Raw genomic sequence first — 18,032 nt, 5'->3', positions numbered from 1 at the left:
AGGGGTCGACCACCCGACCCGCGCCTCCTACGGTCGTGCCGATCGGGGCAACCGTGACCGCCACGACCGCTTGCGGGCGGCGATGGTGGCGATGGCGACGAAGGTCATCAGACCGCCCTCGAACAGCACGAAGCTCTCGGCGAAGGCGGTCACTCCGATCAGCACGAGCACGAGGGCCGGCCAGACGTAGGCCACGATGGGGTGACCCGACGCCGTGATCCAGCTGCGCACGAACGCCAAGGTGCCGGCCACGACGAGCAAGAGCCCCCCGACGAGCCCGAGCTGCAGCCAGATGTCGAAGAACGCGTTGAGCCCGGTCTCGTGCGGGCGTCCGCTCGGGGCGATGATCGTCGAGTACGGGAAGATCTCGGTCGGCCACTGGCCGACGAACCCCCAGCCGACGATGTCGTGCACCGCCGCCAGCTCGCGGATGCGCGCCCAGAGCAGCGACCGCACCGAGAGGTCGTTCGTCGCGTCGACCGCGTCGAGGAGGCGCGACCGACCCGCGTAGGCCAAGGCGCCCCCCAGCACCACGATCACCGCGAAGACCGACTGCATGAGCGGCCGCCGCGACTCGGGGGCCCGGCGGAGGGCGTTGAGCGCCACGCCCGCCACGATCAGGACGATGACGGCGATCGCCGTCGCGGGTGAGCGGGCGAAGACCAGCGCCGCCAGCGCGAGCACGCCGGAGGCCACGGCCTGCCGCCTCGGGACCGACCGGGTGAGGAACTCGACGGCGAAGGTGATGATCGCCAGCGTCGCGAGGAACCCCAGGTAGTTGCGGGTGCCCGAGATGCCCTGGATCGGTCCGCCGGCGGCGAGGTTGCCCTGGATGCCGAGGAACGCGATCGGCTGGTCGATCAGCAGGCCGCTGAGCACCTCGAGCGACAGCGACGCGACGAGCAGGATGCGCAGCGCGTCACCGAACGCGCGGACCACCTGCACGAGGTCGCGTCCCAGGGCGAGGTAGAGCCCCAGGGCGCCGAACCCGACGGCGTAGGCGACCCCGCCGATCGAGACCCAGGTGTACTCGCTCCAGAAGACGCTGAGGCCCATGAAGCCGAACAAGGCGATGAGCGACACGGGAAGGATGCCGTGCCACTCGATGTGGTGCCGGCCGCCGACGAGCGACAGGGCCGCGAGGACGACCAGGGTGCCCAGGACGGCGAGGGACCCGGGCCAGCCCATGAGGGCCCTGACGGACTGCGTCGAGAACGCGTAGAGCACGATCGCCACCGACAGCGCCTGGGAGAAGTGCCCACCGGCCGAGAAGCCGATCCAGGCCGACAGGTACCGGCGGAGGGGGTCACGGCTGCGGTCGAAGCCCGAACTCACCGGTCGTGGCCCGTCCAGCCGAAGGGGTCACGACGGGTGACGAGCACGATCACGACGAACGTGGCCCAGCCCCATTCGACGATCAGCCGCGACTCGGTGAGCCCGTGGACGAGCAGGGCCGTGACGAGCAGCAGCGGCAGCAGGTCGTGGGCGGTCCACGGGGCCACGACCTCGCGCGACAGCACGCGGCGGTCGACGGCCCACCACCACGAGCGCACGACGACCCCGACGATCGTCAGGCCGAAGAGCACGAGGCCGATCCAGCCCAGCTGGAACCACACGTCGAGGTAGGCGTCGTGGGCCTGCAGGTACACCACTCCGTTGCGTTCGGCGAGGTCGGTGAAGGGCTCGACGAACGGGAACCAGTAGCCGACCCAGCCCCAGCCCACGACGGGGTGCTGCACCCCGAGGTCGTGGACCGCCGACCAGATGTCGGTGCGACCGGTCAGGTCGGCGCTCTTGCCGGCCAGGGCGAGCAGCGGACCGCGGGCGAGGGCGACGGCCGCGCCGGCGGCGACCACGACGAGCGCGGCCACGCCGTAGACGGGGGCGCGGCGGCCGGGTTCGCGGCGGCGGGTCGCCACGACGAGCAGCAGCACGAGACCCACCGCGACCGCGACCGCGGCGACGGTGGCGGACCGGGTGAGCAGCAGGGCGAGCACGGACGCCGCGACGCCGACGACGGTCGAGCCGCGGGTGATCGAGCGGTCCGCCGCCTGGACGCCGGTCACGACGAGGGCGAGCAGGGCGATCACGGCGAGGATGTTGCTGTTGCCCTGCAGCCCCTGGATGCGACCGCCCTCGAACAGCACGTCGCGCGACCAGAAGAAGGCGGCCGGCTGCCCGGTGCAGTCGAGGTAGACGGGGCAGACGGGCTGGCGGACGAACAGCCCGACGACGAGCTCGAACAGGAGCGACGCCACGACGTGGATGCGCAGTGCCCGACCCAGGGCGGTCACGATGGCCGGCCACGGGGCCACGACGGTGACCGCGAGGGCGCCCACGCTGGTCATGAGGGTCGTGACGACGCCGACGGCCGAACCGCCCGGGTACTGCGACCAGGCGAGGGACGCGACCGCGAACGCCAGGTAGAGGACGAGGAGGCGCGGCAGCGTCCGCACCCGGGGCGGGTGCCGCACGACGAGGACGACGGCCGCGACGACCAACGCCACGCAGGCCGCGCCCCAGCCCCACCAGCCCGTGCCGTTGCGCAGGACGTCGCCTCCGAAGAGCACGAGGAACGCGAGCGTCGCGTACGTCGTGGCGCCGCGAGCCGGCGCCACTCGGGCGGTCCGCGCGGGCAGCGTCGAGGTCATGGGCACCAGGCTAGACGACGGGGGAGGCGCGGCGGGGCGACCAGGGGCCGCCCCGCCGGACGGCTCAGACGAACGCGGCCTGCCCGGTGATGCTGCGGCCGACGATCAGCGTGTTCATCTCGCGGGTGCCCTCGTAGCTGTAGAGGGCCTCGGCGTCGGCGAAGAAGCGGGCCACGTCGTAGTCGAGCACGATGCCGTTGCCGCCCATGACCTCGCGGGCGTAGCCGACGGTCTCTCGCATGCGGGCGGTCGTGAAGGCCTTCGCCAATGAGGCGTGCTCGTCGCGCTGGGTGCCCTCGTCGAGCATCTGCGAGCACCGCACCACCATGCCGATCGAGGCGGTGATGTTGCCGATGCACTTGACCAGCAGGTCTTGGACGAGCTGGTGCTTGGCGATGGGCTTGCCGAACTGCACGCGCTCGTTCGCGTAGGCCAGGGCGGCCTCGTAGGCGCCGATCGAGTTGCCGACCGCCGCCCAGGCCACCTCGGCACGGGTCAGGCGGAGCACGGCCGCGGTGCTGCGGAACGAGTCGGCCTGCTGCAGGCGGTGGCTCTCGGGCACGCGCACGTCCTCGAGGGTGATGTCGGCGTTCTGCACGATGCGGAGGCTCTGCTTGTCCTCGATCTTGGTCGCCGTGTAGCCGGCGGTGTCGGTCGGGACGATGAAGCCCTTGACCTGCCCGTCTTCGGCGCTCTTCGCCCAGATGATCGTGATGTCGCTGAAGGTCGCGTTGCCGATCCACCGCTTCGAGCCGTTCAGCACCCAGTCGTCGCCGTCGCGGGTCGCGATCGTGCGGAGGCCCTGGGCCGAGTCGGACCCCGAGAGCGGTTCGGTCAGGCCGAAGGCTCCGACGAGGTCGCCGCTCGCCATGCGCGGCAGCCACTCGGCGCGCTGCTCGGCCGAGCCCCCGACGCCGATCGACCCCATCGCCAGGCCGTTCTGCACGCCGACGAAGGTCGCGACGGACGCGTCGACCCTGGCGAGCTCGAGGGCGACCCACCCGCGGAAGACGGCCGAGTTCTCGAACGGCCGCGTCTCTTCCCACGGCATGCCGAACAGACCGAGCCCGGCGAGGCCCTTGACGATCTCGTGCGGGAAGGTGGCATCCGCCCAGTGCCGGTTCACGCCGGGCTTCACCTCGGTCTCGAGGTACCGGCGGAGGTCGGCCAGCACGCCCTTCTCACGGTCGGAGAGCAGGTCTTCGTAACCGTAGAAGTCGCTGACGAGCGAGGTGAACGAGGTGAGGGTCGCTGATGACATCCGTGCTCCATTGCTTCGTGTCGGGACGACAGGAGCCTAGGCAGCCGCCCGTCCGGCACCAAGGGGTTGGTAGCTTTGATCAACGCCCCGACGTCGTCGACCGGACCGTTTTGTAGGGGGCGACCAAGCACGAGCTCCGCCGAGCAAGGAGAACGATGTTCCTCGCCATCACCAACACGCCCCGCGACTACGCCTGGGGTTCGACGACGGCCATCGCCGAACTCCTCGGACGTCGGCCGAGCGGCCGCCCCGAGGCCGAGCTGTGGCTCGGGGCCCACCCGGGGTCGCCGAGCGTGGTCGTCGCGCCGGCGGTCGTCGGCGGGGCCGACACGCTCGCCGACTGGTTCGCCGCAGAGCCGGCCCGGGCCCTCGGTCGCGATCGCGACGTGCTGCCCTTCCTGCTCAAGCTGCTGGCGGCCGACGGTCCGCTGTCGATCCAGGCCCACCCGACCCCCGAGCAGGCCCGCGAGGGCTTCGCCCGCGAGAACGACGCCGGGGTCCCCCTCGACGCCCCCGAGCGCAACTACAAGGACGCCTCGGCGAAGCCCGAGATCATCGTGGCCCTCAGCGACACCTTCGACGCCCTCTGCGGGTTCCGCGAGCCGGCCGAGACCCTGGTCGACGTCGACCTGCTCGACGGCGGGTCGGGGCGCCTGGGCCGCCTCCGCGGCCACCTGGGCGACTCCCTCCGGGCGACCCTCGCGTTCCTGTTCGAGGGCTCCGACGAGTCCGCCGCCACGATCGCGGCGGTCAGCGAGCTCGCCGCCGCCCACCGGTCCGGCAGCGCGGGCATCGCCACGGTGGTCGACCTCGCCGAGCGCTACCCGGGCGACCCGGGCGTCGCGCTGTCGCTGCTGCTCAACCGGGTGACGTTGCGCCGGGGCGAGGCCCTGTTCCTCCCCGCCGGCAACGTGCACGCGTACCTGGGCGGCTTCGGGGTCGAGCTGATGTCGCCGTCCGACAACGTCCTGCGGGGCGGCCTCACGCCGAAGCACGTCGACGTGCCCGAGCTGCTGAAGGTGCTCGACTTCGACCCCCTCCCGGTGCCGCGCCTCGAACCCGTCGAGGTGGCCCGCGGCGTCCAGCGCTTCGCCCCCGCGGGGACGGGCTTCGCCCTGCTGCGGGTCGACGCGGCCCGTCAGGGGGCCGTGGTCGAGATCGGCGGCCCGAGCATCGTCCTGGTCGTCGAGGGCGAGGTCCACGTCAAGGGTCAGGACGGCACGATCCGGCTCGGCCGGGGCGAGTCCGCCTTCGTCACTCCCGACGAGGTCCGGCTCGCGATGACGGGTGGCGGGACCGCCTACGTGGCTACGCCGGCCTGAGGCCGACCCCAGGCCCTCGGCGGCGGGCGCCGGGCGGCCGGCGGTCACCCGATAGGTTGGCCCCATGTCTTGGTTGGTCACCGGCGGTGCCGGGTACATCGGTTCACACGTCGTCCGCGAGTTCACGGGGGCGGGCATCGACGCGGTGGTGCTCGACGACCTTTCGTCGGGCCTCGAGGGCTTCGTGCCCGACGGGGTGCCGTTCGTCCGGGGGTCGATCCTCGACCGCGAGCTGATCGAACGCACCATCGACGAGCACGGCGTGACCGGCGTCGTCCACGTCGCGGGCTACAAGTACGCCGGGGTGTCGGTCCAGCGACCGCTGCACACCTACGAGCAGAACGTCACCGGTACCGCGCGCCTGCTCGAGGCCATGTCGAGCCGGGGCGTCGACCGCGTCGTCTTCTCGTCGAGCGCAGCCGTCTACGGCACCCCGCCGACCGAGCTCGTCACCGAGGACACCCCCAAGGCCCCCGCGTCGCCCTACGGCGAGAGCAAGCTGATCGGCGAGTGGCTGCTGCGCGACCAGGCCGTGGCCGAGGGCCTGCGCCACACGAGCCTGCGGTACTTCAACGTCGTCGGCTCGGGCCGACCCGACCTCTGGGACGCCAGCCCGCACAACCTGTTCCCCCTGGTGTTCGCGGCGCTCGCCGAGGGGCGCGTCCCGCGCATCAACGGCGACGACTACGACACCCCCGACGGCACCTGCGTCCGGGACTACGTCCATGTCGCCGACCTGGCGGTCTCGCACGTGGCGGCGGCCCGTCGACTGGACGCGGGCGAGCCCGTCGAGCCCGCCTACAACCTCGGCTCGGGTGGCGGCGTCTCGGTGGCCGAGATCATGACCGCCATGCGCGAGGGCACCGGCATCGACTTCACGCCCGAGATCGCGCCCCGCCGCCCCGGCGACCCCGATCGCATCGTCGCCGACGGCAGCCTGGCGGCCCGCGACCTCGACTGGGAGATGCGCCACACCCTGCTCGAGATGGTGACCAGCGCCTGGCAGGCCGCGCCGCGCGTGTGATCCAGCGCCGAGGGCCGAAGTCACCCGTTCCGCTCGAAACGTCCCCCGACACGCCGAGGCCGCCTTGCCCCTGATCGGGGGGTGCAGGGTTTATTGGCCCTCGACTTGACGGATGGGTAATGACACCGGTGTAATTACCTTGTCGCGTACATTCACGGGCGATCGACACGAGGGGAGATGCGCTGTGGGCATCCACGAGAACCGCGCCGGGGTCCCGGACGACTGGCACGTCGACCCGATCCAGCTGGGCGTCCCCGGCTCGCCGGCGTCACGCACCACGACCACCACCGACGACGAGAACCAGCTGGCCTGGCAGGTCGACTCGCTCTGTGCCCAGACCGACCCCGAGGCCTTCTTCCCCGAGAAGGGCGGCTCCACCCGCGACGCCAAGAAGATCTGCGCCTCGTGCGACGTGCGGGCCCAGTGCCTCGAGTACGCCCTCCAGAACGACGAGCGCTTCGGCATCTGGGGTGGACTGTCCGAGCGCGAGCGTCGCAAGCTCCGCAAGCGGGCCTGACCCGCGCCTCCTCGGTCCCCGACGGCACCGACCCCGACGGCACCGACCTCGACGGCACCGACCCTCGTGGATCGGTGCCGTCGCCGCGTGACGGGCCGGCGGCGCGGGGGCGCCGGCCGCCTCGGGGCACGAGCGACGAGGAGGCGCGGGTCGCGACGTCTCGCCCGTCGCGTCGGCGCGCCGAGCCGGTGCCCGCGTCGGTGCGACCTAGGCTGCTCGAGTCATGCAGCCGAGAGTCACAGCGATCCTCGTCGCCCCTGGTGGAGCGACCTACCTCGACCGAACCCTCGACGGACTGTCGCGTCAGACGCGTCCGCCCGAGGCGTTGGTGGTGGTCGACACGGGGGGCAAGGACTCCGCCGCCGGTCGCCTCTCGCTGAGTGGTGCGGCGCAGCTGGCCTCGCTCCCCGACGCGAAGACCCTCGGCGCGGCCGCAGCCCACGGCATCCGGCTCTCGGACCCGGGTGACGGTTCACCCGACGACTGGGTCTGGTTGCTCGGTCACGACAACGCGCCGGCACCCGAGGCGCTCGAACACCTCATGTCGACCGTCGAGGTCTCGCCCTCGGTGGCGATCGCGGGTCCCAAGCTGATGAGCTGGGGGCGGCCCGGCGTCATCGCCGAGTTCGGCGAGACGATCACCCGGTACGGTGCCTCGCTCGCCCGGGTCGAGAACGAGCTCGACCAGGGTCAGCACGACGTCATCGACGACGTGCTGGGGGTCGCGGCCGGCGGCATGCTCGTCCGGCGCACGGTCTGGAACGCCCTGGGCGGCTTCGACCCCGCCCTGCCGCACGTGGACGCCGCCCTCGACTTCTCGATCCGAGCCCGGCTCGCCGGCCACCGCGTCGTGCTCGTGCCCGACGCCAAGGTCGACAGCGCGGGCCCGCCGGAAGAATTCGGCCACGGTCCCGTCGGGCACGCCCGCGCGGCCCGCCTGCACCGAGCCGCCCAGCTGCACCGGCGACTGACCTGGTCGGCGGCGGTCCTGCTCCCGCTGCACTGGCTGAGCCTCGTGCCGCTCGCGATCGTCCGGAGCGTCTGGCACCTCCTGACGAAGAACCCCGGCGCCGTCGTCGGCGAGTTCGCGACCGCCTTCCGGGCTGCGTTCGGCGGCTCGCACGTCCGATCCGCGCGACGGGCACTCGCCCGGACGAGGACCGTCGGCTGGGCCTCGGTCGAGCCCCTCCGGGCGTCGCGCTCGCTGTTGCGCGAGCGGCGCGTGACCGAGCGCGACGCGCAGGTCGCGTCCGTCGAGGACGCGCCCGACCCGCGCGCCAGCTTCGTCCACTCCGGCGGTCTCTGGGTCGTGCTGGTCGCGGCCGTCGTCGGCGTCGTCGCGTTCCTGCCGCTGCTCGGCAACCCGGCGGTGACCGGCGGGGGACTGCTGCCGCTCAGCACCTCGGTGGGTCAGCTGTGGTCGTCGGTCGGCTACGGCTGGCGCGAGATCGGCACCGGCTTCACGGGGCCGTCCGACCCGTTCACGGCCCTCGTCGCCGTCCTCGGCACGCTCACGTTCTGGTCCCCGTCGACGGCGATCGTGGGCGTCTACGTCGTCGCCCTGCCCCTCACCGCCCTCGGCGCCTGGTTCGCCACGCGGCGCGTCACCCGTCGCACCTGGGTGCCTGCCGTCGCCGCCGCCGTGTACGCCCTGTCGTCCCCGTTGCTCTCGGGCCTGCAGTCCGGGCACCTGGGCGCGGTCCTCGCCCACGTGACGCTTCCGTTCCTCGTCTGGGCCATGATCGGGGCCGCGAGGTCGTGGACGGCCGGAGCCACCGCGTCCCTGCTGTTCGCGGTCGTCGCGGCCGCCTCTCCGTCTCTGATCCCCGCGCTGCTCGTCGGCTGGCTCGGTTCGATCGTCAGCCGTCCCCGGGGCACCCACCGCCTCGTCGCGGTGCCGCTGCCTGCCGTGGCGCTCTTCGCCCCCCTCGTCGTCGCCCAGCTGCAGCGGGGCACCTGGTGGGCCGTCTTCGCCGACCCGGGCGTGCCGACCCGCTCCGACCCCGCGTCGCCGCTGCAGTTGCTGCTGACCTCGCCCGAGACGGGCTTGAACGGCTGGACGGCCCTGATCGCCGGCACGGGCTTCTCGTCCGCCACCCTCGCCGTCGTGGTCGCCGTGGCGATCGCCCCCCTGGCCCTGCTCGCGGTGGCCTCACCGTTCGTCGGCTCGCAGCGCCGTGCCGTGCCCGCGCTCGCCCTGGCCCTGCTGGGCTACCTCACCGCCGTCGCCGCCACCCACGTGTCGGTCACGGGCGTCGGCAGCGACACGACGACGATCTGGGCGGGCGGCGGCCTCAGCCTGTACCTGCTCGGACTCGTCGGGGCCGCGGCCGTGACCCTCGACCGGCTGCCGCGGGCCGCGCCTCCGGCGGGAGCCCTGGTCGCGGTGCTCGCCGTCGCCGCCGCCGCGCCCACCGTCGTCGCCTCGTTCGGGCCGGTCGCCGACGTGCGCCCCTCGTCGGGTCGCATCCTCTCGGCGTACGTCACCGCCGAGGCCGAGGCGACCCCCGACGTCGGGACCCTCGTGCTGACGCCCCAGCCCGACGGGTCGCTCGCCGTCTCGCTGGAGCACGGTCAGGGGGCGACCCTCGACGACCAGTCGACGCTCGATTCGACCGCCCAACGCCTCACCTCGGTGAACGAGGACCTCACCGTCCTGGCCGGCAACCTCGTCAGCCGCAGCGGTTTCGACCCGACCGACGACCTCCGACGGCTCGGCGTCGGCTTCGTGCTGCTCTCGGCGACGGACGACGACGGCGACGCCGACCGCCTCGGTCAGCGTGCTGGTGAAGCGCTCGACGCCGACGCGCTCTTCCTGCCGGTCGGCGACACCTCGAACGGCCTGCTCTGGCGGTACGTCGAGGCGGGCGACGAGCGCGAGGCGCACCCCGGTGCCGGGCCGCTCCGCCCGATCGTCCTGATCAGCTGGGGCCTCGTCTTCGGTTCGGCCCTGCTGCTCGCGATCCCGACGTCGCCCCGCCGACGCCGCTCGCGGGCCGGGACGCCCGAGGCCGAGCAGCCCGCCACCACCTTCGACGAGGAGCGAGATGAATAAGCGATCGGTCTTCTCGACCACGGGACGCGTGGCGGTCGGCGTCGCCGGCCTCGCCGTCGCCGCCGCGGTCGTCGGTGGTGCGACGGCGCTGCCGTTGCCCCGCTTCGAGACGGTGCCTGCCGGGCAACTGGTGACACCCGTGCCCGTCGACCAGCAGCGGGTCTGCACCGGCTCTCTGCTGCAGCTCTCGGACGCCGAGGGGCAGCAGGCGACGACCGCCAGCTCGGTCGGTCGCGCCGACGTCGTCCGTCGGTCGAGCGGGGGCGACGTCGACGTCGACGTGCTCGCCGGCGCCGACGGCAGCGACTCTCGCCCCTCGGTGGCGACCGCCCCCGTCGAGGGCGACGACGTGCCGCTCGTCGCGGCCGCCCAGAGCCAGTCGGTCGACGACGGCGACCTGCGGGGCTTCGCCTCGGCGCCGTGCACCGAACCCACCAGCTCGACCTGGTTGATCGGCGGCTCGACCGAGACCGGCCGCGTCTCGCTGATCAGCCTCGTGAACCCCAGCGACGTGAACGCCACGGTCGACCTCGACATCCGGTCCGAGACCGGTGAGGTCCAGGGCCCGGGCATCGACGGCATCGTCGTCGCACCCCGCAGCCAGAAGGTGGTGCCCCTCTCGGGCTTCGCGACGGGACTCGTCTCGCCCGCGGTGCACGTGTCGAGTCGCGGGGGCCAGATCGTCGCGACCCTGCAGCAGAGCGTCGTCCGCACCCTCGAGCCGGGTGGGGTGGACATCGTGACCGGGTCGGCCGCGCCCGCACGCGAATCCGTCGTCCCGGGGATCGTCGTGCGCGACTCCGCGAACCTCGAGGGCGCGCTGGCCGACCCCTCGTCCTCCGACCTGCAGTCGGTGCTGCGCGTCCTCGTGCCGGGCCAGGACGCCGCCCAGCTGTCGGTCTCGCTGGCGACCGACGACGGCACCGGCACCACCTTCGAGACCCGGGTCGAGGGCGGACGCGTCACCGACGTCCCGATCGACGGCCTCGACGACGGGGTCTACACCGCCACCGTGCGGTCCTCCGCCGCGGTGGCCGTGGCCGCCAGGACGTCGACGGTCGCCTCGGACGCGGGCGGGGTCGACCTCAGCTGGGCGGCGTCGTCCCCGCGCCTGTCGGGCGACACCGAGACCGTCGTGCCCGCGGGCGACGGGGCCAGGTTCTGGCTCGTCAACCCGGGGCAGGACGCCGTCACGGCGCGCGTCACGGTCGGTGACGTCGACGAGCGGGACGTCGAGGTGCCCGGGGGGTCGACGGTCGGCTTCGACGTGGCCGAGGGCGACGGCGTCCGCCTCGAGGACGCCGACGGCCTGCGAGCGGGCGTCAGCTTCTCGGCCGCCGCGGCGATCGCCGCCTGGCCCGTCACGTCTCCCTTGGCGGCGTCGACGCCGGTGACCGTCTACCCCTGACCGTCGACCCCTGACCGTCCACCCCTGACCGTCCGCCCCTGAGCCCGAGGCGACCGGGTCCGGCGGCCTAGCCGTCGCGCCAGCGGTCCGGCGCGAGCTCCCAGGGGTCCTTGCCGAGCAGGTCCGCCACGGCCCGGAACACGTACCCCTCGACGAGGACGCGGTGGTTCCACTCGTCCTCGGCGGCGCCGCGACGGTCGTGCGACGGCGCCAGGCGCTCGATCGGCAGGCGGTACAGCACGACCCGGCCCGCGGCCCGGTCGACCGACCATCGCTCGACCCGCGTGCGGTCCGGTTCGGCGGGCAGGCCGGCGACCTCGAACGACGTGTCGGCGAGCTCGTCGGGCCACGCCTCGCGCAGGTAGTCGGCGGTCGCGGCGACGATGTCGTCGAAGAGGTCGACCCGCGTCCGCAAGAAGGGCAGGTGCGGCCCGGCGGCCGACGATCGGAGGCCCCGCCCGTGGCGGTCCCGCCGGCGGGACCGGTCGGTGACGCGTGCGCGGCGGGCCTTGCTCATCCGCCCATCGTAGGCCCGTCAGGAGGCGCGGGTCGGCCCGGCGGGACCTCGCGGTAGTCTGTCCGGCAGATGAACGGTCGACCCTGCAGCAAGGTGACGTGCCACGACGAGGCCGTCGCGACGCTGACCTACGTGTACGCCGACTCGATGGTCGTCGTGGGCCCCCTCAGCGGCCGGGTCGAGCCCCACGGGTACGACCTCTGCGACCGCCATGCGAGCTCGCTCTCGGTGCCTCAGGGTTGGCAGGTGCTCCGCCGGGTAGTTTTGGGGCATGACCACTGAGAACGAGCCCGTCGACCTGACCGCTTTCGTCAAGACCTACGACGTCCGCGGCCTCGTCGGCAGCCAGCTGACCGAGACCGTGATCGAAGCGTTCGGTGCGGCCTTCGCCGACGAGATCGACGCCGCGGGCCGCGACCTGGTCGTCGGCCACGACATGCGCGACTCGTCGCCGGGCTTCGCCGACGCCTTCGCGCGCGGTGCCCGTGCCCGCGGGGCGAACGTCGTCGCCCTCGGCCTGTGCTCGACCGACGAGTCGTACTTCGCCTCCGGCTCGCTCGACGCCCCCGCCGCCATGTTCACCGCCAGCCACAACCCGGCCACCTACAACGGCATCAAGATGAGTCGGGCCGGTGCCCAGGGCATCAGCCTCGACACCGGGCTGTCCTCGATCCGTGACCGCGCCTCCTCGTTCCTGGCCGACGGCATCGACGCCGTCGACGAGCCCGGCACCGTGCGAGAGCACGACTCCCTGCCCGACTACGCGGCGTACCTGCGTGGCCTCGTCGACCTGTCGGGCATCCGGCCGATCAGGGTCGTCGTCGACGCGGGGAACGGCATGGGCGGCCTGACCGTCCCGGCGGTCCTCGGCGAGGCCGCAGGCCTGCCGAAGCTGCCGATCGAGATCGTCCCGCTGTACTTCGAGCTCGACGGAACGTTCCCCAACCACGAGGCCAACCCGCTCGACCCGGCCAACCTCGTCGACTTGCAGAAGGCCGTCCTCGAGCACGGCGCCGACCTCGGGCTCGCCTTCGACGGCGACGCCGACCGCTGCTTCGTCGTCGACGAGAAGGGCGAGGCCGTCACGCCGTCGGCCGTGGCGGCCATCGTCGCGGTCCGCGAGATCGCCCGCGTCAAGGCGGCCGAACCCGACGCCGAGATCGCGGTGATCCACAACCTGATCACCTCACGCGCCGTGCCCGAGGCGATCGAGGCCGCCGGGGCGACGCCGGTGCGCACGCGCGTCGGCCACTCGCTCATCAAGGACGAGATGCGGGCGACCGGGGCCATCTTCGGGGGCGAGCACTCGGCCCACTACTACTTCCGCGACTTCTGGAGCGCCGACAACGGCATGCTCGCGGCGATGCACGTGCTGGCCGAGTTCGGCTCGCAGTCCGAACCGCTGTCGACGCTCACCGACCGGTACACGCCCTACGCGGCGAGCGGCGAGATCAACTCGACGGTCACCGACGTCCCGGCGGCCTACGCCCGCATCGTCGAGGCCTACACGGGCGTCGGCGACTTCGACGAGCTCGACGGCCTGACGGTCAGCGGCTCGTCCGACGACGGCTTCTGGTGGTTCAACGTGCGTCCGTCCAACACCGAGCCGTTGCTGCGCCTGAACGCCGAGGCGGCGACCCCTGCCGGCATGGAGCGCGTCCGCGACCACGTGCTGGGCCTGATCCGCGGCTGACCCCGCGCGCCCCGTCGGGGTGCCGCGCCGCGACGGGGTGTACCCCCACGGGGTATCCTGGCGCGAGGTCACGACACGGTCAGGAGGCGCGGGTGGCGGAACACGGTGAGCTCGCGTCGACGGCGCACGTCGGCTACAGCGGCGACAAGGAGCAGATCGTCAAGCGGCTGCGTCGCGCCGAGGGCCAGGTGCGGGGCATCCAGCGGATGGTCGAGGACGACACGTACTGCATCGACGTGCTGACCCAGGTCAGCGCCGCGACCCGTGCTCTCGAGACCGTGGCCCTGCAGTTGCTCGAGGACCACCTCGCCCACTGCGTCGCCCAGGCCGCCCGTGAGGGCGGCGACGTGGCGGACGCCAAGCTGCGCGAGGCGTCGGCGGCGATCGCCCGACTCGTGCGGTCGTGACGCGCTAGCGACGGCGGGGGAACCCCGGCACGGTCTCGGTGAGGGCCGGCGTGAGCCGGTCGAGCAGCGTCGCCTCACGGGCCAGGGCCGCGGACTCGCGCTGACGACGCACCGCCGAGACGCCAGCGAGCAGGAACTCGGGCTCTCCGGACGGCACCGGAGAGACGAAGGGCACGGTCTCGGCCGCCAGTTCGTCGGCGATGCGGCGACGGCTGGCCGGCGAGAGCTGGGGTGCCTGCTGCAGGAAGGACGCGATGCGGCGTGCCAGGCCGTCCGGGAGGCGCGCCACGTCGGCGACCTCGGCCCACCCCTGCAGGTGCGCGGGCACGCCGTAGACGACGTGCGTCGCCCGCGGCACGCGTTCGTTGCGGCTGTACGTGCCCGCCATGAGGTCGCCGAGGCGTCGCGACGACCCGTTCAGCAACGCGACCACGACGGCCAGGCCGCCGCTCGTGAAGACGATCTCGAGCAACCCCACCAGCGCGCGGGTGAGGGCGTGACGCAGGCCGATCGCGCCTCCGTCGGTGCGCACGATGCGGGCACCCACGGCCAGCTTGCCGAGGGACCGCCCGTGGCTCGCGGTCTCGACGACCGTCGGCACGACGATGAAGCAGACGGCGATCGACGCCACGAGGAACGCCTGGGAGAGCGCGTCGTCGAGCACCCCGGCGTCGTTGAGCAGCGAGACGAGCACCAGCGCGCCCACGAGCAGCAGCGCGTAGGCGACGTAGTCGATCAGCACGCCCGCAGCCCGCAGCACGAAGCTCGTCGGTCGGAGGTCGAGGGCGACGGCTTCGCCCGTGACGAGTTCGTCGCCACCCGCCGTGAAGGCCTCGACCTGGTCGGGCCGCAGCACCACCGGGGAGGCGCCTCGTGCCTTGGTGCGGGACATGCCTATCATCTAAGCAGAATGGACATCGACGCCTATGCCGCCGCCCACGGTCACGACTGGGCCGAGCTCGACCGTCTCGCCCGACGGCGGCGGCTGAGCGGCCCCGAGGCCGACGAGCTCGTGCGGCTCTACCAGTCGGGCGCGGGTCAGCTGTCGGCGCTCAAGACCGCCACGGGCGACTCGGTGCCCGCCGACCGGTTGTCGATGTCGCTGTCGAGGGCCCGCCTGAGGTTCACGGGCGCGGGACGCAACCTGCTCGCCCAGCTGCCCACGTTCTTCGTCGCGCAGCTCCCGGCCGCCCTCTACCGGGTGCGGTGGCTGTCGCTCGTGCTGACGCTCGTGACCGTCGTCGTCGCGGCGGTGTTCGCCACGTGGGCGGCGAACACGCCGGCCCTGCTCGCGTCGTTCGGCAGCGAGGAGTTCCGGCGTCAGTTCGCCGAGCAGGACTTCGTGAACTACTACTCCGAGAGCGCGTCGACCTCGTTCACCGGCCAGGTCTGGACGAACAACGCCTACATCGCGGCCCAGTGCGTCGCGTTCGGCATCACCGGGGTGTGGGTGCCGTACGCCATCCTCAGCAACGCGATGAACGTCGGCATCTCGGCCGGACTGATGGCCGACCAGGGTCGACTCGACCAGTTCTTCCTGTACATCGCGCCCCACGGCCAGCTCGAGCTCTACAGCATCTTCGTCGCCGGGGCGGCTGGCCTGATGATCTTCTGGTCGTGGGTCGCGCCCGGTGCTCGCACCCGCGGTCAGGCGTTGGCGGAAGACGGTCGGGCGCTCGTGACGATCGCCGTCGGCCTGATGCTGTCGCTGCTGGTCTCGGGGGTCATCGAGGGGTTCGTCACGCGGCAGGCGTGGCCGTGGCCGATCAAGATCGGCATCGGGACGGTGGCCCTGCTGGCATTCCTGGCCTACCAGTGGGTGCTCGGGGGCCGGGCCCACCGGGCCGGCCAGACCGGCGACCTCGACGAGTTCGAGGCGGGGGCGACCCAGCTCGTCGCCGACTGACCCGAGGCGTCGGCGCGATCAGAGCCGGCCGGCCGCCTTCAGCGCCAGGTAGCGGTCGGCGAGGGCCGGCGGCAGGTCGGCCGGTGCGCCGGTGACGACGTCGGCGCCGACCTGGCGGAGGGCCGCGGCGACGCGGCGCTGGTCGAGGCGGGCCCGCTCGGCGGCGGCGGCCCGGTAGACCTCGTCGCGGTCAGCCCGCCGCAGGACGGTCTCGTCGAGCGCGGGGTCGGTGACCGACGCCACCACGACGAGGTGCTGGCGCGTCAGCTGGGGGATGGCCGCCAGCAGCGAGCGCGAGGCGCCCGGGCTGTCCACCGTCGTGGCGAGCACGACCAACGCCCGCCGCGAGGTCATCGACCGGACCAGGGCGGGTACGGCGGCCCAGTCGGTCTCGACGAGTTCGGGTTCGACGGGGGCCATGGTCTCGACCATCGACGAGAGCAGGGCGGGTCCGGTCGTGCCCTGCACCCGACCCCGGACGCGTCGGTCGAAGAGCACCAAGTCGACGCGGTCGCCGGCCCGGGAGGCGAGGGCCCCGAGCAGCAGGGCGGACTCGAACGCGGTGTCGAGGCGGGGCTCGTCGTCGATGCGGGCCGCCGAGGTGCGCCCGGTGTCGACCACGACGACGACGCGGCGGTCGCGCTCGGGGCGCCACGTGCGGACGACGAGGTCGTCGCGGCGAGCCGTCGCCCGCCAGTCGATCGAGCGGACGTCGTCACCGCGCACGTACTCGCGCAGGCTGTCGAACTCGGTGCCCTGTCCCCGGATCATCACGCTCGTGCGTCCGTCGAGCTCGCGCAGGCGGGCCAGCCGCGACGGCAGGTGCTTGCGGGACGAGAAGCGCGGCAGCACCCGCACCGCACCCGGCACGTCGTGCGTCGCCTGGCGCCCGGCGAGCCGGAGCGGGCCGATCGTGCGGACGGTGACCCCGCCGGCACGGCGCTCGCCTCGTCGGAACGGGGTGAGCGTGGCGGTGAGGGTCGTCGCGCGGCCGGGTCGCAACGTCACGCGGCGGCGGGTCGGCGTGGCACCGGCCGACGGCTGCCACGCGTCGCGCAGCAGGCCGCGGAGCGTGCGTCGGCCCTCGTTGACGACGATCAACCGGGCCGGTGCGCTCTCGCCCAGGCGGACGGCGCCGGGCAGCTCACGGCGCAGCGAGAGGGCACGCGGGGACGCGGCGAGGGCCACGTCGAGCACCGTGAGGACGACGACGACCCCCAGCCACCCCACGATCGCCCAGCCGCTGCCCGTCGCGACGACGGGCACGACCCCCAGCGCGACGAGCGCGACGAACCACCCGGTGATCGCCATGGCTAGAGCGGCACCCGGACCTGCTGCAGCACCGAACGCACGATGCCGTCGGCGTCGACGCCCTCGAGCTCGGCCTCGGGGCGCAGCTGCAGGCGGTGTCGCAGCACGGGCAGCGCCATGGCCTGCACGTGGTCGGGGGTGACGTGGTCGAAGCCGGTCAGCCAGGCCCACGCCTTCGACGCCGCGAGCAGGGCCGTCGACCCCCGGGGGCTGACGCCGATCTTGACCGACGGGCTCTCGCGCGTCGCACGCGCCAGGTCGACCATGTAGGCCAGGACGTCGGGGGAGGCCCCGACCCGGGCCACCTCGGCCTGGGCGCGGGCCAGGTCGTCGGGGCCGAGCACGGGGGTGACCCCCGCGGCCCGGAGGTCGCGCGGCGAGAAGCCCGCGGCGTGACGCGAGAGCACCTCGACCTCGGCGTCGCGGGGCGGCAGGTCGAGGGTGAGCTTCATCAGGAAGCGGTCCAGCTGGGCTTCGGGCAGCGTGTAGGTGCCCTCGTACTCGACGGGGTTCATGGTCGCGGCGACGAGGAACGGCGTCGGCAGGGGGCGGCTGACGCCGTCGACCGAGACCTGGCGCTCCTCCATCGCCTCGAGCAGGGCGGACTGGGTCTTGGGCGGCGTGCGGTTGATCTCGTCGGCGAGCAGGACGTTCGTGAACACCGGGCCCGCCCGGAACTCGAACTCGCCCGACTTCGCGTCGTAGACGAGCGACCCGGTGATGTCGCCGGGCATCAGGTCGGGGGTGAACTGGACCCGGGCGGTGTCGAGCGACAGCGAGTGGCTGAGGGCCCGGACGAGCAGGGTCTTCGCGACCCCGGGGACGCCCTCGAGCAGGGCGTGCCCCTGCGCCAGCAGGGTGACGATGAGGCCCGTGACGGCGCCGTCCTGGGCCACGACCGCCTTGCCCACCTCGGTGCGCACGCGGGCGAAGGTCTGCTGCAGTTCTGAACTCATCTGG

At 73.1% G+C, this 18,032-nt stretch carries 16 protein-coding genes; 9 read left to right on the top strand and 7 right to left on the bottom strand.

Features of this window, described 5'->3' with window-relative positions; genetic code table 11:
* Positions 1-27: 27 nt before the first annotated feature.
* From ASG05_RS03860 to ASG05_RS03850, 3 genes are all read right to left on the bottom strand, one after another.
* Positions 28-1,335, bottom strand: coding sequence for an O-antigen ligase family protein (locus ASG05_RS03860; RefSeq protein WP_056257483.1), 1,308 nt, complete (start codon positions 1,333-1,335; stop codon positions 28-30).
* Entirely contained in the window at positions 1,332-2,651 is a 1,320-nt protein-coding gene (locus ASG05_RS03855) for an O-antigen ligase (RefSeq protein ID WP_056257473.1), read from the bottom strand. The genes ASG05_RS03860 and ASG05_RS03855 overlap by 4 nt, the downstream gene beginning before the upstream one ends.
* Before the next feature lie 64 nt (positions 2,652-2,715).
* Positions 2,716-3,912 (bottom strand): acyl-CoA dehydrogenase family protein, encoded by a 1,197-nt coding sequence (locus tag ASG05_RS03850; protein WP_056257471.1) that lies wholly within the window; start codon positions 3,910-3,912, stop codon positions 2,716-2,718.
* 155 nt (positions 3,913-4,067) lie between these two features.
* Here ASG05_RS03850 and manA point away from each other — a divergent pair, with 155 nt between their 5' ends.
* The 5 genes from manA (at position 4,068) to ASG05_RS03825 (ending at position 11,238) form a co-directional block, all read left to right on the top strand.
* Positions 4,068-5,234, top strand: coding sequence for a mannose-6-phosphate isomerase, class I (gene manA / locus ASG05_RS03845; protein WP_056257468.1), 1,167 nt, complete (start codon positions 4,068-4,070; stop codon positions 5,232-5,234).
* Between the two features lie 64 nt (positions 5,235-5,298).
* Entirely contained in the window at positions 5,299-6,258 is a 960-nt protein-coding gene (gene galE, locus ASG05_RS03840; protein ID WP_056257463.1) for a UDP-glucose 4-epimerase GalE, read from the top strand.
* Positions 6,259-6,442: 184 nt separating this feature from the next.
* The gene (locus ASG05_RS03835) at positions 6,443-6,775 is read left to right on the top strand and encodes a WhiB family transcriptional regulator (RefSeq protein WP_200936693.1); all 333 of its coding nucleotides are present in this window, start codon (positions 6,443-6,445) and stop codon (positions 6,773-6,775) included.
* Between the two features lie 223 nt (positions 6,776-6,998).
* Positions 6,999-9,830, top strand: coding sequence for a glycosyltransferase family 2 protein (locus tag ASG05_RS03830; RefSeq protein ID WP_056257461.1), 2,832 nt, complete (start codon positions 6,999-7,001; stop codon positions 9,828-9,830).
* Complete coding sequence (locus ASG05_RS03825) at positions 9,823-11,238, top strand: DUF5719 family protein (protein WP_157490040.1); 1,416 nt, start codon at positions 9,823-9,825, stop codon at positions 11,236-11,238. Before ASG05_RS03830 ends, ASG05_RS03825 begins: the two co-directional genes overlap by 8 nt.
* Positions 11,239-11,305: 67 nt before the next feature.
* On the opposite strand, the gene ASG05_RS03820 is transcribed toward ASG05_RS03825, so the two are convergent.
* Entirely contained in the window at positions 11,306-11,755 is a 450-nt protein-coding gene (locus ASG05_RS03820) for a metallopeptidase family protein (RefSeq protein ID WP_043594324.1), read from the bottom strand.
* Positions 11,756-11,824: 69 nt separating this feature from the next.
* Between ASG05_RS03820 and ASG05_RS03815 the strand changes: the two genes are divergently transcribed.
* The 3 genes from ASG05_RS03815 to ASG05_RS03805 all read left to right on the top strand — a co-directional run bounded on the left by ASG05_RS03815 (position 11,825) and on the right by ASG05_RS03805 (position 13,855).
* Positions 11,825-12,037, top strand: a complete 213-nt coding sequence (locus ASG05_RS03815) for a DUF3499 family protein (RefSeq protein ID WP_056257455.1) — start codon at positions 11,825-11,827, stop codon at positions 12,035-12,037.
* Positions 12,027-13,448: a phosphomannomutase/phosphoglucomutase gene (locus ASG05_RS03810; protein WP_056257453.1), complete on the top strand. Its 1,422-nt coding sequence runs from the start codon at positions 12,027-12,029 to the stop codon at positions 13,446-13,448. Before ASG05_RS03815 ends, ASG05_RS03810 begins: the two co-directional genes overlap by 11 nt.
* A 92-nt stretch (positions 13,449-13,540) precedes the next feature.
* Entirely contained in the window at positions 13,541-13,855 is a 315-nt protein-coding gene (locus ASG05_RS03805) for a metal-sensitive transcriptional regulator (RefSeq protein WP_056257451.1), read from the top strand.
* A gap of 4 nt (positions 13,856-13,859) precedes the next feature.
* Here the strand turns inward: ASG05_RS03805 and ASG05_RS03800 are convergent, their stop codons facing one another.
* Positions 13,860-14,747 carry an RDD family protein gene (locus ASG05_RS03800; protein WP_082486327.1) on the bottom strand — a complete coding sequence of 296 codons (888 nt, stop codon included), beginning with the start codon at positions 14,745-14,747 and terminating at the stop codon, positions 13,860-13,862.
* 18 nt (positions 14,748-14,765) lie between these two features.
* Between ASG05_RS03800 and ASG05_RS03795 the strand changes: the two genes are divergently transcribed.
* Complete coding sequence (locus tag ASG05_RS03795) at positions 14,766-15,761, top strand: stage II sporulation protein M (protein WP_056257447.1); 996 nt, start codon at positions 14,766-14,768, stop codon at positions 15,759-15,761.
* A gap of 18 nt (positions 15,762-15,779) precedes the next feature.
* Here ASG05_RS03795 and ASG05_RS03790 read toward each other — a convergent pair whose 3' ends face one another.
* Positions 15,780-17,072: a DUF58 domain-containing protein gene (locus ASG05_RS03790; protein ID WP_056257445.1), complete on the bottom strand. Its 1,293-nt coding sequence runs from the start codon at positions 17,070-17,072 to the stop codon at positions 15,780-15,782.
* Positions 17,073-17,074: 2 nt separating this feature from the next.
* Positions 17,075-18,028 (bottom strand): MoxR family ATPase, encoded by a 954-nt coding sequence (locus tag ASG05_RS03785; protein WP_056257443.1) that lies wholly within the window; start codon positions 18,026-18,028, stop codon positions 17,075-17,077.
* Between the last annotated feature and the right edge of the window lie 4 nt (positions 18,029-18,032).

Source organism: Frigoribacterium sp. Leaf186 (assembly GCF_001423905.1).
Taxonomy (GTDB): Bacteria; Actinomycetota; Actinomycetes; order Actinomycetales; family Microbacteriaceae; genus Frigoribacterium.
The sequence above is the reverse complement of the archived record's forward strand: the minus strand, read 5'-3'. Positions and strand labels throughout refer to the sequence as shown.

Bases quoted from the DNA above. Each gene is read 5' to 3' on its own strand.
- ASG05_RS03855 (WP_056257473.1), bottom strand. From the start codon at position 2,651: ATGACCTCGACGCTGCCCGCGCGGACCGCCCGAGTGGCGCCGGCTCGC.
- ASG05_RS03850 (WP_056257471.1), bottom strand. From the start codon at position 3,912: ATGTCATCAGCGACCCTCACCTCGTTCACCTCGCTCGTCAGCGACTTC.
- manA (WP_056257468.1), top strand. From the start codon at position 4,068: ATGTTCCTCGCCATCACCAACACGCCCCGCGACTACGCCTGGGGTTCG.
- galE (WP_056257463.1), top strand. From the start codon at position 5,299: ATGTCTTGGTTGGTCACCGGCGGTGCCGGGTACATCGGTTCACACGTC.
- ASG05_RS03830 (WP_056257461.1), top strand. From the start codon at position 6,999: ATGCAGCCGAGAGTCACAGCGATCCTCGTCGCCCCTGGTGGAGCGACC.
- ASG05_RS03825 (WP_157490040.1), top strand. From the start codon at position 9,823: ATGAATAAGCGATCGGTCTTCTCGACCACGGGACGCGTGGCGGTCGGC.
- ASG05_RS03820 (WP_043594324.1), bottom strand. From the start codon at position 11,755: ATGAGCAAGGCCCGCCGCGCACGCGTCACCGACCGGTCCCGCCGGCGG.
- ASG05_RS03815 (WP_056257455.1), top strand. From the start codon at position 11,825: ATGAACGGTCGACCCTGCAGCAAGGTGACGTGCCACGACGAGGCCGTC.
- ASG05_RS03810 (WP_056257453.1), top strand. From the start codon at position 12,027: ATGACCACTGAGAACGAGCCCGTCGACCTGACCGCTTTCGTCAAGACC.
- ASG05_RS03800 (WP_082486327.1), bottom strand. From the start codon at position 14,747: ATGTCCCGCACCAAGGCACGAGGCGCCTCCCCGGTGGTGCTGCGGCCC.
- ASG05_RS03795 (WP_056257447.1), top strand. From the start codon at position 14,766: ATGGACATCGACGCCTATGCCGCCGCCCACGGTCACGACTGGGCCGAG.
- ASG05_RS03790 (WP_056257445.1), bottom strand. From the start codon at position 17,072: ATGGCGATCACCGGGTGGTTCGTCGCGCTCGTCGCGCTGGGGGTCGTG.
- ASG05_RS03785 (WP_056257443.1), bottom strand. From the start codon at position 18,028: ATGAGTTCAGAACTGCAGCAGACCTTCGCCCGCGTGCGCACCGAGGTG.